Below are 15365 nucleotides of genomic sequence, written 5' to 3'. Positions count from 1 at the left end.
AGAAATTATTCTCTTTTCATCACCTTATAGCCTTTTGGCACTTGGAACAACTCCGCAGGGAGCGGCTTCTGCTCTATTTTGATTAACGTGGAAGTCATTGTGCCTCGCCCGGCATGGGTAATGATCTGCACTGGAAAACCGTCCAGTTTATCCATGATGCCGGCGATGTTCATTTGTTTCAAGACAGGATTGGCTTCAAAACTCATGGCCATCTTTGCGCCGATCCTCTTCAGCTCATCGTAGCCCTTCACATCCTTTGACAACCAATATTCGTTACTGGAGTTCATGAAACCGACATTGTATTTCCGGCAGTTATAACCGGCTATGGTCTTGGTTTCGTCTGTGGGGGTAACTTTCATGCTTCCTGCCATATTTTCGATCATTTTCTTCCGCTGTTCGGCGCTCATACCGGGCATCTGTTCAGGAGCGCCCATCTTTCGCATATCGCTCTTTATGTAAGTCTTGCTTCTGGGATCCAATTGATAGATGGTCATGGAATCCAGATCCATGATCATGACGGCGCCACTGCCCGTCTCCACACGAGAAGCTCTGTCAGTATAGTAGTTTTTCTGTATCCTCGTGGCATCAGGTTGTCCCTCCACCCCTTTAGATACTTGTTTGAATTCCCAGTAGAGATCGGCAAAGGCCGTCGTAGACGTCATGAAAACCGACAAGAACAGAACCAAAGGAAAAAGTTGTTTTTTTCTGCTGTGCTTCATTTCTTCACCTCTTTTTTTCCGACCAACCTCGGAATGGAAGGGTTATTTAAGGGAATGAATCACTCTTGAAATCCTCCATTTAGCACGGAGGCACAGAGAAATCCCATAAAAATTCCAAAATCTTCTCCGTGCCCTCCGTGTCTCCGTGGTGAATAACGGGATATTGGGAATCCGCCAACTCCCTAAGCACTCATGACCCGGTGCAATATCTCGCTCAATTCCTCAATGCGAAAAGGCTTCCCCAACACACCACTGAAGCCGTATTCCCGGTAACTGGCCATCACGGGATCATTGGAATAACCGCTCGCAACAATGACCTTTATGGAAGGATCGATTTTAAGAAGCTCCGCGACGGCTTCCCTGCCTCCCATCCCTCCGGGAATCGTAAGGTCCATGATTACGGAATCGAAGGGTTTTCCTGATTCGATAGCGGCTTTGAACATGCGGATACTTTCCTCACCGTCTTCCGCATGCTCCACTTCATACCCCATGGACCGAAGCATGAGACTGGTCACGTCCCTTACAATCTCTTCATCATCCATCAGCAATATCCGGCCTTGTCCCCCTGTAAGTCCCGCATTTTGCACCTTCTTCCTCTCATGCCCGTGCTCTTTGGAAGCAGGCAAAAAAACGCTAAAAGTTGTACCGATATCCCTTTGGGATTGAACGGTAATATGCCCCTCATGCTTCTTGACAATAGAGTAGACCGTAGCGAGGCCGAGCCCGTTTCCATGAAGTTTAGTGGTAAAATAGGGGTCGAATATCTTGGAGAGGTGTTCTTTTTCAATTCCGGCCCCATTATCCGAAACGGAAATGTTCACGTAGTCTCCGGGAGGTAGAGACAGATCCCGAGACGCATCGAGAGTAACGTTTTGAGCCTTCACCTCTATATTCCCGCCGCCCGGCATGGCCTGCTCCGAATTCAGCAAAAGATTGTGGAGCACCTGAGAAATCTGCCCGGCATCCGCATCCACTAACCACAGGTCCTCTGGAACATCGATCAGACATTTGCACTTCGATCCCGGGAGTGCAAACCGGCAGGAATCCTCGATCACTCCCTTGAGGGAAGTGACCTGCTTGACGGGAGCCCCCCCCTTGGCGAAAGTCAGCAGCTGAAAAGTGAGATCTTTTGCCCGCACGGATGCCTTTTCCGCCTCTTCCAGCCGCTCCATCAAGGGTGTATCCAGGGGAGCATATGTTTTTGCAAGAGAGATATTACCCGTCACGGCAGTGAGGAGGTTGTTGAAGTCATGAGCGATCCCCCCTGCGAGCACCCCCAGGGATTCAAGTTTCTGGGACTTCAGGCTCTCTTCTTCCATTTTTTTGCGTTCATTGATGTTCGTAGCAACCTGCAGGCGCACAAAACGTCCATCCACCCATTTGATGGCACGGTCATAGTTGAGATACCAGTTGCCGGTAACAGGATTCTGGGATTCCCATACGCACACACCTGCAGGATGTTCAGCGTCGTTCATCAATCGGTCGTTGGTGCAGTGTCGGCACGGGCTCGATTCTCCGCGGAAGACTTGCCAGCAAATCTTTCCCACGAGATTTTCACCGAAGGTTCGCGCCATATGTTTATTCATAAAAAGGATTTCATGAGATTTCATGTCAGCGACATAAATATCCGCATCCATGCCGTCCAGCACTGTCACGAATCTTTCATGGGATTCTTTGAGAGCCCTCTCCATCTTTTTGCGCTCATCGAGCTCTTTTTGCAGTTCAGCGTAAAGCCTGGCATTATCGAGAGCGATGGAGGCCAGTTCGGCAAATCGGCTGAGCAGGAGGACCTCTTCTTCCCTAAACCGCCTCTCTTCTTCAACATGGGCAAGTCCTATGACACCCAAGACCTGTGTTTCCGACTTGAGCGGTATCCCCACAACCGCCCGCAGTTCATCGAACGCACTGTCGGGCAGTCGTGCCGGCCATTTCTTGTAATCTTCCAGCACCATGGGCCGGCCGGTTTGCCACACCTTTCCACATAAACCCTCCCCCGGGGTTAACCGGAAACCTACGCTTTTTTCATATACGCCGATACCCACTTGCATTTCCAGGAAATTTCCCTCTGCCTGATACAGGCAGAGATATCCATTGGGGCATCCAACGAGAGCCCCCGCCCTGATTAAAATGGCCTCGAGCAGGTCGCTCACATCCAACCGCCTGAGCAACCCAAGCGAGGTTTCATGTATGGCCTCCAGGTATTCGTTTTGGTGCCGCAAATCCCTTGCCGAATTCCTGAGCTGCGCGAAACTCTGATCCAGTTTTTGGAACATCTCCAGAAAGACGCGCGCCAGTTCTCCGACTTCATCTTTCATTTCGATACGGTTCAGTTCTTCCACAAAATTTCCATGTATTTTTTGGGACTCTGAAGAGGCGAACTGGGCTTCCTGCCCTAACTGCATCGCTGCCCCTCTGAGTTTCTCGAGGGGAGCCGTGATTCTCCGCACCGCCAGGAAACCGATCCCCACCGCAGTCGCTACGGCAAAAAGAATACTGATGAGAATCAGAAAGCGGGCCTGCCGAATGGGAGCGAAAGCCTCCGTTCTAAGTTGCTGCGCTCCAATGATCCAGTTCGACCCGGGGATATGCTGGACGGAAAGCAGCATTTCCGTTCCGCGGGAATTGATGGTCTCCCCCACTCCTTCGAATCCTTCGATGGCCCTGTCAAAAAGCCGGTTTCGACCGGTAGGCACATCTCTTTGAAGTATTCTCTTCTTATCGGGATGCAGGATCATCAGCCTGGAAGTATCGAAGATATAGATATATCCGGAGTTACCGATTTTCGTTTTTCGAATTCCTTCCAGTGCATCGGGATGCAAAAGCTGCACGGAACATCCCACCATGCCCAATACTTCATTTTTAGCCCCTCTCAGGAGGGCAGTGAAAGTCAGGACGGGTTCCCCCGTCCTTCCTGACCGGTAAGGACAAACCACCCCCTTTTGCTCCTGCATGGTGCGAATAAAGTATTCCTGAAAGGATCGGGACATACCGTACAATTCAGGGTGGGGAGGGTAATCGGCCCAATGTGTTCCTTTAGAGTCAAGAATAAAAATTCCATTGCTGAACTGAGGGTAGACCTCCATCACTTCCCGCAGATATTCCTGCATCCCTTTTTTGTCCTGTTTTTCCAGAATACCTTTGGGAATGCCGGAAGCAATCACCTGAGCATCCCGAAGATTGACTTGCAGAAATTTTGACACGGCTTCGGCAGAGGTGCTGGAAACACCACTGAGGCCGGCGAAGATGGAGCTCTCGATAGCCTTCTCCAGAAAGCGAAGGTAAAAAAAGCCCATAGCGCTGAGAACTGTCAGGATGATAACGGCAAGAAGTAAAGAGGTCTTATTTCTCAATTTCATAATGGAAACCCAATCTGATCTGTAACGCTCTACTAATGGTGATGGTTTGGAACAGATATCAACCCATGTGAATAGATTCTCTCAGTAACTTACCCAGTATCGGATGAAAGCACAAAAAGCCTTAATTATTTCATTTGCACGTCACTTTCAACCTGGAACCATGGCCGGGCAGCAATTCTTATTTTGGATGGCTCTCATGATATTCGCATTTCCGACATCCCTCTCAATCCCCCTTCAAAGGGGGACTTTAGCCTAAAAATTCCCCTCTCGAGGGGGGCAGGGGGGTATAGGTTTTTCAAAATGAGAATTGCTGATGGCCGGAAAAATCGTGATTTGGATCCTTTTGAGGAGCTTTGGCTCATTGGGAACAGGTCGATGTTGTTTGATCCCTGTTGCAGAAGCACTTAAAAGTGTATAAACAACTTGTTGAACATACTGCACTGAGGGGAGATGCTCCCACCGCTGCCCGATGTTATGTTCTTCGGCGATCAATCCACCTCTACTACACAGCGGGCAGCGGTGGTGATATCCACGAAGAACCCGATTTTATTCCTTCCAAAGCTCAAGAAATCATGGCGGAGCAAGCCCACAGGGCAGGTCCCCCTGGGCCAGGCGGAAGTTCCAACGTCCCCTGTAAATCCCTTCGATGTTTTGTCGCAGACACCTGACGGTTAGGAGATCTTAAGCGATGTGCATGACAAACAGAATCCGGCATGAGTTTTCGACGTCCCTTGCGGCGTGGGCCTGGCTGATCTCCCTTGTGCTGTTGGTTGCCGCGTGCAGCAGCCAGGAAAATAAGTATGTTCCTCCTCCTCCCCCGGAGGTCAATGTCACCCGGCCAATTCAGAAAGCCGTCACCGAATATCTGGATCTCACGGGAAATCTTCAGGCCTACGAGAAAGTCGACCTGGTGGCGCGGGTAGAAGGCTTTCTCAAGAGCATCGAATTCAAAGACGGAGACGTGGTGGACAAAGGGCAGTTGCTCTTCGTGATCGAACCGCAACCGTATGAAGCCAGAGTACAACTGGCCCAGGCCAACGTGGAACAACAAAAGGCCACCATGGACCGCGCCCAACAGGAATACGCCCGTCAGCTTCGCCTCATCAAACAGAACGCCACTTCCCAGTCGGAAGTGGAAAAATGGCAGTCGGAAAGCGATGCGGCCAAGGCAGCGCTCAACCAGGCCCAGGCCAACCTCAAACTGGCGCAGATCAATCTCGGCTACACAAGAATCACCGCACCCTTTAAGGGACGTATCGGCAGACGATTGGAAGACCCCGGAAACTTGGTCGGCTCGGGAAGTCCCACGAAACTTGCCACCCTATACCGGCTCGATCCCATTTACGCCTATTTTACTCTGAACGAACGCGACCTGGCCCGCTTGCTGGCTCAAACCTGGCAGGCCGGCGAACCCAACCGCAGGGACAAGCCCGTTCCCGTTTTCCTCAGTATTGAAGGGGAAAAAGGCTATCCGTACGAAGGATACATCGATTTCGCCTCCACTGAAGTTGACCAGACCACCGGCACGCTCCTTCTGCGTGGAGTATTTCCCAATCCTGTCATGAACAATGTCCCTGCTCTTCTGCCGGGCATGTATGCCGCAGTGCGAATACCCGTGGCCGTAGATAAGAAAGCCCTTCTGATACCGGAGGTGGCGCTTGGCATCAATCAGGGAAGACACTACGTGCTGGTGGTGAACAATGAAAATGTCGTGGAGCAGCGCACCGTCCAGTTGGGGCGCCAGGTAGATGATTTGCGGGTGATTGAAGAGGGTCTCAAAAAAGAGGAACGAGTGGTGGTTTACGGCGCCCAGAGAGCGCGGCCCGGGGCCAAGGTGACGCCTGTGGAATCCAGCAACGAAAAGCAGACGGAAAAGAAAGAGGATGCCTCTTAATGCGACATTGTCACATTAACCGCGGAGACACGGAGATCATTAGATGATATCCTCGTTTTTCATTGAACGCCCCATATTTGCAAATGTGATCGCCATCCTCACCATGATCCTGGGTGTAGTGGCCCTTTTGCGGCTTCCAGTGACGCGCTATCCCGAGATCACACCGCCCACGGTGCAGGTGAGCACGATTTATCCGGGAGCCAGCGCCAGAACCATCGTCGACACAGTGGCCCTGCCCATCGAACAGCAGGTCAACGGCGTCGAAAATATGCTCTACATGCAATCCACGAGCTCCGGCGACGGCTCCTACAAACTGGTGGTGACCTTTCAGATCGGCACCGACCTGGATATGGCCCAGGTGCAGGTACAAAACCGCGTCTCTACGGCTACGCCCTTCCTGCCCCAGGAAGTTCAGAAGCAGGGCGTCACCACACGCAAAGTATCCACCTCCATTCTGCAGGTGATCACACTCACCTCGCCGGACAACCGCTACGACAGCCTATTTCTCAGCAACTATGCGCTCATTCACCTCAAAGACGTCCTTGCCCGGACGCCCGGCGTGGGAGATGTCTTCATCTTCGGCATCGGCTCTTACAGCATGCGCGTCTGGCTGAATCCCAACGCCCTGCAAAACCTCAACCTCACTCCAGGAGATGTCATTCGAGCCATTCAAGGGCAAAACATCCAGGTGCCGGCAGGCCAGATCGGCAGTCCCCCGGCGTCGCCCAATCAGGCCTTTCAGTTCACCATCAGTGTGGGCGGACGGTTACAGGAAGTCGAAGAATTCGAAAATATCATCGTCAAATCGGAAACGGGAGAATCGGCGCGCATCGTACGCATCAAGGATATCGCTCGAGTGGAACTCGGCGCTCAGACCTACAGCCAGTTCTCCGAAAAGGGAGGCAAGCCCTCTGCCGGCATCGCCATCTACCAGCTTCCTGGAGCCAACGCTCTCGATGTCGCCCGGGAAGTGCGCAACACCATGGATTCCCTCAGCCGGAGTTTTCCGCAAGGAATGCAGTATGATATACCCTTCGATACGACCAAATTCGTCAAGTCGTCCATTGACGAAGTGTATAAGACTCTTCTGGAAGCCGCGCTCCTGGTGCTTCTCGTCATCATGGTCTTTTTGCAGGATTGGCGCGCCATGCTGGTTCCAGCCACCACAGTGCCGGTGACCATCATCGGCGCCTTCATTGCCATGGCGGCGCTGGGTTTCACCATCAACATGATCACACTGTTCGCGCTGGTGCTCGCCATCGGGATCGTCGTGGACGACGCCATCGTCATCGTGGAAGGGGCCGCCCACCACATCGAACAGGGAATGCGGCCCAAGGGCGCGACCATCGAGGCCATGAGGGAACTGGCAGGCCCTATTCTTGGCATCACCTTCGTGCTCATGTCCGTGTTCCTGCCGGCAGCGTTCATTCCAGGAGTCACCGGACAGCTCTATCGCCAGTTCGCACTGGTCATAGCTTCCACCGCTTTCATCAGCGCCATCAACGCTCTCACTCTGAAACCCGCACAGTGCGCCGTCTATCTGCGGCCCCAGAAAGCCAGGCTCAACATATTTTTTCGCACTTTCAACTACGTGTACGGAATAGGAGAAAAGCTTTACACCCGTGTAGTGGGATGGATGGTGAAGCATTGCTTTCCAATGATTCTGGTATTTATTGCATTGATCGCTTTTACCGGCTGGAGATTCACCCAACTGCCCCGCGGTTTTTTACCCATGGAAGATCAGGGATACCTCATCGCCGGAACGCTTCTTCCTGACGCGGCATCCCTGGAACGCACCTACAAGGTCACGAAGCAACTGAATGAAATCCTCGGCAGCACTCCTGGGGTGGCGGACTGGGTCACCATCGGCGGGGTTTCCATTCTCGACAATTTTTCGAGCCTCCCCAATGCCGCCGTAACTTTCATTCCACTCAAAGATTGGGACGAACGCGACAGCAGTCAAAGCGCCGAACGCATTGCGGATCAACTGCAGAAAAAGGTATCCAAAATCAAGGATGCTTTTGTTTTCGTGTTCATGCCTCCGGCCATCCAGGGTTTGGGCGTTGCGGGGGGATTTCAGATGCAGTTGGAGCTTCGCGGGGGCGACTTCGACTTTCAAAAGCTCGGACAGATGGTGAACGAGATCATTCGCGACGGCAACTCTCAATCGGGGTTGACCCGCATGGCCACATCCTTCAGCCCTAATGTTCCGCAGATTCTCGCTCGTGTGGATCGGACCAAGGCGGAAACCCTCGATGTACCGGTAAGTGACGTCTTCGGTACACTCCAGTCCTATCTCGGTTCCTTCTTTGTGAACCAGTTCAATAAATTCGGACGGACCTTCCAGGTGTACGTCCAGGCCGACCGCCCATACCGCATGCAGCCGGAAGACATTCGCCGCCTCTACGCACGCAACAGCAGGAACGAAATGGTGCCCCTCGGCACTCTGATCGATGTGGAGTATGCCAACACGCCGTTCCTGGTCACCCTTTACAATCTTTACCCTGCTGCGGTCATCAGCGGTCAGGCGGCCCCCGGGTTCAGCTCCGGCGAAGCTCTCGAGCTCATGGAACAGATGGCGTCGGAAAAGCTGCCTCCGGACATGGGTTTTGAATGGACGGGCCAATCCTATCAGGAAAAACTGGTGGGTAACCAGGCCATCATCGTTTTTGTGCTGTCGGTGCTGTTTGTGTTCCTGGTACTGTCCGCACAGTATGAAAGCTGGGCCAGCCCCGCCGCCGTCATTCTGGCCGTGCCCCTTGCGATGCTTGGGACCGTACTGGCTCTGGCGGCACGTGGGTACAGCAACGATATCTATACCCAGATCGGAATCGTGTTGCTCATTGCTTTGTCCAGTAAAAACGCTATCTTGATTGTCGATTTTGCGAGAGACATGCGCGCCGCCGGGCATTCCATTACGGATTCAGCCATCGAAGCGGCACGTCGAAGGCTCAGGCCGATTCTCATGACGTCCTTTGCATTCATTTTAGGAGTGTTGCCGCTGACGCTGGCCACCGGAGCCGGTGCTGCCAGTCGTCGGGTGCTGGGAACGGCGGTCATGGGCGGCATGTTCGCCTCCACCTTGCTGACGGTCCTTTTCGTTCCCGTATTTTTCGTGATCCTTCAGCAGTTGAGCGAATGGTGGATTCGGCGGAAAGGCAAAGGGGACACAGAGGACGAGGAGGATTTAGCGTCTAAAGAAACCGGGATCAAGTAACTGGAGGAACTGAATATGCCACAGAAAAAAACATCAACCGAAGGGAGCAATCTGGACGAGGTCATTGCGGAGGCCCTGCGCAACCGGGAGCGCCGGGAAAAGAGTTACCGCGAGCAGGCGATGAAGATTTTCCCGCCCATCTGTGCGCGATGCGGGAGGGAATTCTCGGGCAAGAAGCTTCGCGAGCTCACGGTACACCACAAAGACCACAATCACGACAACAACCCGCCCGACGGCAGCAACTGGGAGCTCCTCTGCCTCTATTGTCACGACAATGAGCACTCCCGGGATCTGAACTCGGAGTATTACGATGCACCGACGCCGGGAGATGAGGAGAAAAAGCCGACCACCACCTACAAGGCATTCGCCGGTCTCGAAGCCTTGCTGAAGCAAAAAAAATAACCCTTCCCACAAGGGAGTTGGCGGATTCCAATACGCCGTTATTCACCACGGAGAACACGGAGGGCACAGAGAATATTCTGGAATTCCTATGGAATTGCTCTGTGATCTCTGTGCCTCCGTGGTAAATGGGGATTTTAACAGCGACTCACTCCCTAAAAACTCACTAAAAATTGGAAAAATCTTCTTCGTCGAAGGGGATCAATTCCTCGGGCTTTCCTCGGCCGGTCTGGGTGGGGTGGGCTTTTCCGTTCCCGTCCCTCCTGCCGTTCCCATTGCCTGCATGTGTATGCGATGTCCTGGCTGCAACAGTTTTAGCCGTCAAAGACGACAGTTTAGATTTAAAGGATCTTTTTCCGATGCTTCCCTCTTTGATGTCTGCTCCTGTGAGTCTGACCAGCTCCATGACATATTCTTTCATGTGCTCCGCCTGTGCACTCATCTCTTCGGAGGCCGAAGCGGATTCTTCGGCGGTGGCCGCATTCTGCTGAACGACCTTGTCCATCTGGGATACGGCCTGGTTGACCTGGCTGATCCCTTGAGCCTGCTCGTTGGACGCGGCGGCAATTTCTTCCACCAGTTCACCCGCCCGTGAAACCGTATTTGCCACTTCATTGAATTCGATGCTGGTTTTTCCCACCAGCTCCGTGCCTCCTTTAACGGTCTTCACTGTCCCCTCGATCAGGTCCGCTGTATTTTTTGCGGCGTCCGCCGCACGCAAAGCCAGGCTTCTCACTTCATCCGCCACCACGGCAAAACCCGCACCGGCTTCTCCCGCACGAGCCGCTTCCACGGCGGCGTTGAGCGCCAGGAGGTTCGTTTGAAAAGCGATTTCATCGATCGTCTTGATGATTTTTTGCGTTTCCTCACTGGCGGAAGATATTTCCCCCATGGAATGGGTCAACCGCTCCATGGATGCATTTGCCTGAACGATCACACTCTTCGCTTCACCCATGAGGATATTGGCCTGCCCCGCATTCTCTGCGTTCTGCCGGGTCATGGAAGACATCTCCTCGAGAGAGGAGGATGTCTCTTCGATGGCTGCCGCCTGTTCCGAGGATCCCTCCGCGAGCTGCTGGCTGGATGAGGAGACCTGGCCCGCAGCGGTGGCCACCTGTTCAGCGGCCTCCTGCAATCCCTCGATGGCACGATTGACCGGTTTGGTGATGCTCCTCGTGAGGAAAAAGGCGAGGATCAAACCTCCCGCAGCACCGATTACCATGAAGAGGATCATGAGCATTTTTTCCGCCGAAGTGCTTTTCTCCAGTTTTTCCACGGCGCTCATTTCGATTTTTTCGGTGTTGCTCAAGACCTTTCTCGCTGCTTCGATAATCTCAGCGATCGCCTGAGTGCGCTTTTCATTGTTTTTCACGCACTGGTTGAACCCTGAAAGATAAGATTCGGCCAGTTTTTTTATTTCGTCCGTTACACTAGCCAGCCCTTTCAGTTTGGTGAGACTTTCCCCAACTTTTTCTGGATCCTGCCTGAAAGCATAATATTGGTTCGCATTGAGCCGCGCTTCCAGGGTCAGACTGTCGATCGCTTCCGCTTCTTGGAGTTTTGAAAGACCGTCTTCGAGCATTTTACCGGTCTTGACGACTTCGGCTTCGATATCCTCCGTATAGGCCCCGGCGCAAACGACCAGCCCCCAGGGTTTATAATATTTGGCGTAGGTTATTTTCGGAAAAATCGCATCTCCCTTCCCGGGTTTCGTCCAGAAATACTCGGTGAAGGAGTCTCCATTTTTTATGGCGTCCCCCACCACATCCTTCATAAAGGTCTTCCCGGTTTTTTTATCCTGAATTTTGCCGAAATCCATTCCCTCCAGTTTGGTATCCGCTCCGTGAGCTACCAGCGTAAGGTCTTCCTGAACAAGAAAAAAGTAGTTATCGCCGTCGAAATGCATATTGCGCAGAACCTCCAAGGCCGCATCCTTCGGCATCGACCTTTCATTATAGAACTTCAGGACATCGTAAGCCACGGCCACAACGTCTTTCACCCTTTTGAGAGCTTCCGCCTTTAGAGTCTTTGCATTGGCATCCAGAATGATCTCTTTGGTTTTCGTCACTTGTTTTTCCGACTCGTTTTGCGAGAGTGTTCGAATGACTCCGGCGGTCTTTATGAGATCTTTCAGGATGGCGGCATCGTCCTGTTCCAGCCGCTTCAATTCCTGGGCCGCGCTCTTGTATATTTTCCCCGCTTCGAGGATCTGTTCATCTTCTGCCGTATTCGAGCCCATTAGGGACTTGAGCTCCGTGGCCGTCCGGTCGAGTTCATCCAGGGTTTTAGTCAGGTTGTTGTAGGATTCGTCGTCTTTTCGAATGATATAATTCTTCTCAAACCTCCTCGCGTCGAGAATCTTGATCTTCACTTCATTGGCCTTACTTTCCAGATCCGAAGCCTTGATGACCCGATTGAGAGAAAAAAGTCCCGAGCTTCCAATGCCGATACCGACGAGTACCAGTGCAACAAAGCCCACAAAGATTTTAAAACCGATTCCGACTTTCGATCTGTTCATGGTTTCAACATTCCTTTCAAATTGAAGTGAACTGCCTCTTGCAAAGGCGGTGAAATGTTTTTTTCTCTTGCAGCTCTGAAAAACCGTCTAACACTTACATCTCAGGTTAACCAGGGTAACAAGGTAGACACAGCCATAATTATCGGCATATTAAAACTTGACCTTGAGTGCAAAATGAGTAGAGGGATCAGGTAAATCCATTCACTTTGGAATTCTTTGGGCCGGTTGAATCAAGGTGGGGGAAGTTATGGGAAAGTACGAGTTGATGAATTCATAAAAAGTCGTCACCCCGGTGAAAACCGGGGTCCAGGAATTTTGTAAGACACTAAAAATACTGGATTCCGGCTTTCGCCGGAATGACGAAACAACGCTTTTCGGGGCTTTTTGCGAGACCATCAAGAGTTGAGTCAAAAATGAAAACCCCGCGGATCAAAGGATCCGCGGGGTTTTTGTTCGGTCCATCAAGATGGATCTATTTTTAATCCTTGATATTGTTGTGCACCTTGCAGGCGCGTACCGTGTTTTTCATGAGCATGGTGATGGTCATGGGTCCCACACCTCCGGGAACGGGGGTAATGGCACTCGCGACTTCCGAAGCCGCTTCGAAGGCCACATCCCCTTTGAGAATGCGTTTTCCATCAGCCGTCTTGCCCACTTCATTCACCCCCACATCGATGACCACAGCGCCGGGTTTGATCATATCTCCCGTCACATATTCCGTGACGCCCGCAGCCACGATGAGAATATCGGCACGTTTGGTGTGAAATTTAACGTCCTTGGTGCGGGTGTGGCAAACGGTGACCGTGGCGTTAGCGCCTTTTCCCTTTTGCATGAGCATCATGGCAATGGGCTTGCCGACAATGTTGGACCGTCCCACGACAACCACTTCGGCACCTTCAATCGGCGCCCCGGAACGAACCAGCAGTTCCTGAATGCCGGCAGGAGTACAGGGCAGGTAATCGGGTTTGCCAATCATCAGTTTGCCTACATTGACCGGATGAAAGGCATCCACGTCTTTACCCGGATCGATGGAGAGAAGGATCTTGTTTTCATCGACACCCTTGGGAAGAGGCAACTGAACGAGAATACCGTCGATCTTGGGGTCCTTGTTGTATTTATCGATAAGAGCCAGCAGCTTGTCTTCGGACAGATCGGCAGGCTGATTGTCCTGAACCGAATAAAAGCCCAGTTCATGAGCCGTTTTCTGCTTGGCCCGCACATAGCTTTGAGATGCGGGATTTTCTCCCACCAGGATCGTTACCAGTCCGGGAACGACTCCATATTTCGCCTTCATGGCCTCGACTTCGGCTTTGAGTTCCTCGCGGATTTCCTTGGCCACATCGGCACCCTTCAGTAACTTGGCCGCCATAAGGGATTCCTCCTTAAAAAGGGAACAGGAGAGTCTCTGTCCTGCCCCCTGATGTTTTGTTTCAAAATGAAGTTCTACAGAATGATGACGCCTTTAGAACAATCCACTGACCTTACCCGTCTTGGGATCCACGTCGATGCGGCGGAAAGCCGGGTTGGAAGAAGTTCCAGGCATCAGACTGATGGTGCCGGCACAAGGACAGAGAAACTTGGCCCCCGAGTAGATCAAGACATCGCGAATGGGGAGAACCCAGCCTTTGGGAACCCCTTTGAGAGTGGGATCATGGCTGAGGCTCAAATGAGTCTTCACCATCATGGTGGCATAGTCGTTGTACTTGGGATCGGCTTCCAGCATTTTCGCCTTGGCTTCGGCTTCGGGGGTCCAGGATACACCATCGGCTCCGTACACTTCCTTGGCGACCAGGGCCACGCGATCCCTGAGCTTCATCTCGATGGGATAGAGGAACTTGAACTGATTTTCTTCTTTACAGGCATCCATGACGGCATCGGCAAATTCCAGAGCGCCTTCGCCACCCTTGGCCCAGTGTTCGGAAACGGCGAAGCGGGCGCCCGCAGCTTCTGCATGCTCACGCACCAGGGCGATTTCGGCCTTGGTATCCGTATGGAAGGCATTGAGGCAAACCACGGGATTGATGCCGGCCTTGCGGATGATATTGATGCAGTGGACCATGTTGGGGATGCCCTTTTCCACCAGTCCAACGTTTTCCTTGGTGTATTCTTCGGGCAGGGCGATACCGGCAACCACCTTGGGTCCGCCGCCGTGCATCTTGAGAGCACGAATGGTCGTGGTGAGAACGGAAACGTGGGGTTTGAGCCCGCTGAAGCGGCATTTGACGTTCCAGAATTTTTCGAAACCGATATCGGCGGCAAAACCGCTTTCCGTGACATGGTAATCGAACATCTTGAGACCGATACGGTCGGCAATGATGGAAGACTGGCCTACGGCAATGTTGGCAAAGGGACCGGCGTGTACCATGCAGGGCTGATATTCGGCCGTACACATGAGGGTCGGATTGATGGTGTTTCTCATGAACGCGGTCATGGCGCCGCCGACTTCGAGGTCGCCCGTGGTAACGGGCTTACCGCTCTTGTCAAAGGCCACCGTAATCTGATCCATGCGCTCCCTCATGTCGGCAAGATCCCTTACAATGGCGAGCATGGCCATCAATTCGGAACTGACCGCAATGCCGAATTTGGACTGCATCATGAAGCCGTCGGTGCGTCCCCCGATGCCGATGATGATGTTGCGCAGAGACTGCGCGCAAAAATCGATGATCCAGCCCATTTCAACGCGGGTGGGATCCACGTTCAGGCGGCGCATTCCCGTCAGGCGGGCCAGCTGTTCATCGTTGTAGTTGCGTTCATGCTGCATACGGGCGGTCAGAGCGACCATCGCCAGGTTGTGGGCATTCATGATGTCGTTGATGTCGCCGGTGAGCCCCATGGAAAACTCGGTCATGGGGATCAGGAGGGAGTTTCCGCCACCGGCGGCGGTGCCTTTAACATTCATGGTGGGGCCGCCGGAGGGTTGCCGCAGGGCTCCACCGACATTCACGCCGCGCTTGCCAAGGCCTTCCATGAGGCCGCACGAAGTCGTACTTTTTCCTTCCCCGAGGGGGGTCGGGGTGATGGCGGTTACTTCGATATATTTTCCATCGGGACGGTCTTTCAGGCGATCAATGATCTTCATGAAGTCGAGTTTGCACAGTCTGCCCATGGGAAGGATTTCATCTTTCTGCAATCCCAGCTTTTCCTGCCAATCCCAAGGAGTGGGCATATTTTTTTCAGCTTCTTCAGAAATTTGCCAATCTTTCAGCTTAGTTGCATCGTAGGGCATTTTTGTCCTCCACCTGCTTTCATTTTAGTCCCCGGT

At 52.6% G+C, this 15365-nt stretch carries 8 protein-coding genes; 3 read left to right on the top strand and 5 right to left on the bottom strand.

Going from position 1 to position 15365, the window contains the following annotated elements:
• Positions 1-5 precede the first annotated feature (5 nt).
• Positions 6-719 (bottom strand): DUF4412 domain-containing protein, encoded by a 714-nt coding sequence (locus QMG16_RS14345; protein WP_281795305.1) that lies wholly within the window; start codon positions 717-719, stop codon positions 6-8.
• A gap of 182 nt (positions 720-901) precedes the next feature.
• Positions 902-4075 carry a cache domain-containing protein gene (locus QMG16_RS14340; protein ID WP_281795302.1) on the bottom strand — a complete coding sequence of 1058 codons (3174 nt, stop codon included), beginning with the start codon at positions 4073-4075 and terminating at the stop codon, positions 902-904.
• A gap of 694 nt (positions 4076-4769) precedes the next feature.
• On the opposite strand from QMG16_RS14340, the gene QMG16_RS14335 reads away from it, so the two are divergent.
• From QMG16_RS14335 to QMG16_RS14325, 3 genes are read left to right on the top strand one after another with little or no spacing between them, the layout of a single operon-like run.
• On the top strand, positions 4770-5969 hold the full coding sequence (locus tag QMG16_RS14335; RefSeq protein ID WP_281795299.1) for an efflux RND transporter periplasmic adaptor subunit: 1200 nt from the start codon (positions 4770-4772) through the stop codon (positions 5967-5969).
• Positions 5970-6012: 43 nt separating this feature from the next.
• Positions 6013-9186 (top strand): efflux RND transporter permease subunit, encoded by a 3174-nt coding sequence (locus QMG16_RS14330; RefSeq protein ID WP_281795297.1) that lies wholly within the window; start codon positions 6013-6015, stop codon positions 9184-9186.
• Between the two features lie 15 nt (positions 9187-9201).
• On the top strand, positions 9202-9588 hold the full coding sequence (locus tag QMG16_RS14325; protein WP_281795295.1) for a YajD family HNH nuclease: 387 nt from the start codon (positions 9202-9204) through the stop codon (positions 9586-9588).
• A 163-nt stretch (positions 9589-9751) separates the two neighbouring features.
• Here QMG16_RS14325 and QMG16_RS14320 read toward each other — a convergent pair whose 3' ends face one another.
• The 3 genes from QMG16_RS14320 to QMG16_RS14310 all read right to left on the bottom strand — a co-directional run bounded on the left by QMG16_RS14320 (position 9752) and on the right by QMG16_RS14310 (position 15329).
• Positions 9752-12103 (bottom strand): methyl-accepting chemotaxis protein, encoded by a 2352-nt coding sequence (locus tag QMG16_RS14320; protein ID WP_281795293.1) that lies wholly within the window; start codon positions 12101-12103, stop codon positions 9752-9754.
• A gap of 478 nt (positions 12104-12581) precedes the next feature.
• Positions 12582-13472 (bottom strand): bifunctional 5,10-methylenetetrahydrofolate dehydrogenase/5,10-methenyltetrahydrofolate cyclohydrolase, encoded by an 891-nt coding sequence (locus QMG16_RS14315; RefSeq protein ID WP_281795291.1) that lies wholly within the window; start codon positions 13470-13472, stop codon positions 12582-12584.
• Positions 13473-13565: 93 nt separating this feature from the next.
• A complete protein-coding gene (locus QMG16_RS14310) occupies positions 13566-15329 on the bottom strand; it encodes a formate--tetrahydrofolate ligase (RefSeq protein WP_281795289.1) in 1764 nt (587 codons plus the stop codon).
• Between the last annotated feature and the right edge of the window lie 36 nt (positions 15330-15365).

The sequence above is a fragment of the Desulforhabdus amnigena genome, assembly GCF_027925305.1.
Taxonomy (GTDB): Bacteria; Desulfobacterota; Syntrophobacteria; order Syntrophobacterales; family Syntrophobacteraceae; genus Desulforhabdus; species Desulforhabdus amnigena.
Note: the sequence above shows the minus strand (reverse complement) of the source record. Positions and strands in the feature narration are given on the sequence as shown.

Bases quoted from the DNA above. Each gene is read 5' to 3' on its own strand.
- QMG16_RS14345 (WP_281795305.1), bottom strand. From the start codon at position 719: ATGAAGCACAGCAGAAAAAAACAACTTTTTCCTTTGGTTCTGTTCTTG.
- QMG16_RS14340 (WP_281795302.1), bottom strand. From the start codon at position 4,075: ATGAAATTGAGAAATAAGACCTCTTTACTTCTTGCCGTTATCATCCTG.
- QMG16_RS14335 (WP_281795299.1), top strand. From the start codon at position 4,770: ATGACAAACAGAATCCGGCATGAGTTTTCGACGTCCCTTGCGGCGTGG.
- QMG16_RS14330 (WP_281795297.1), top strand. From the start codon at position 6,013: ATGATATCCTCGTTTTTCATTGAACGCCCCATATTTGCAAATGTGATC.
- QMG16_RS14325 (WP_281795295.1), top strand. From the start codon at position 9,202: ATGCCACAGAAAAAAACATCAACCGAAGGGAGCAATCTGGACGAGGTC.
- QMG16_RS14320 (WP_281795293.1), bottom strand. From the start codon at position 12,103: ATGAACAGATCGAAAGTCGGAATCGGTTTTAAAATCTTTGTGGGCTTT.
- QMG16_RS14315 (WP_281795291.1), bottom strand. From the start codon at position 13,472: ATGGCGGCCAAGTTACTGAAGGGTGCCGATGTGGCCAAGGAAATCCGC.
- QMG16_RS14310 (WP_281795289.1), bottom strand. From the start codon at position 15,329: ATGCCCTACGATGCAACTAAGCTGAAAGATTGGCAAATTTCTGAAGAA.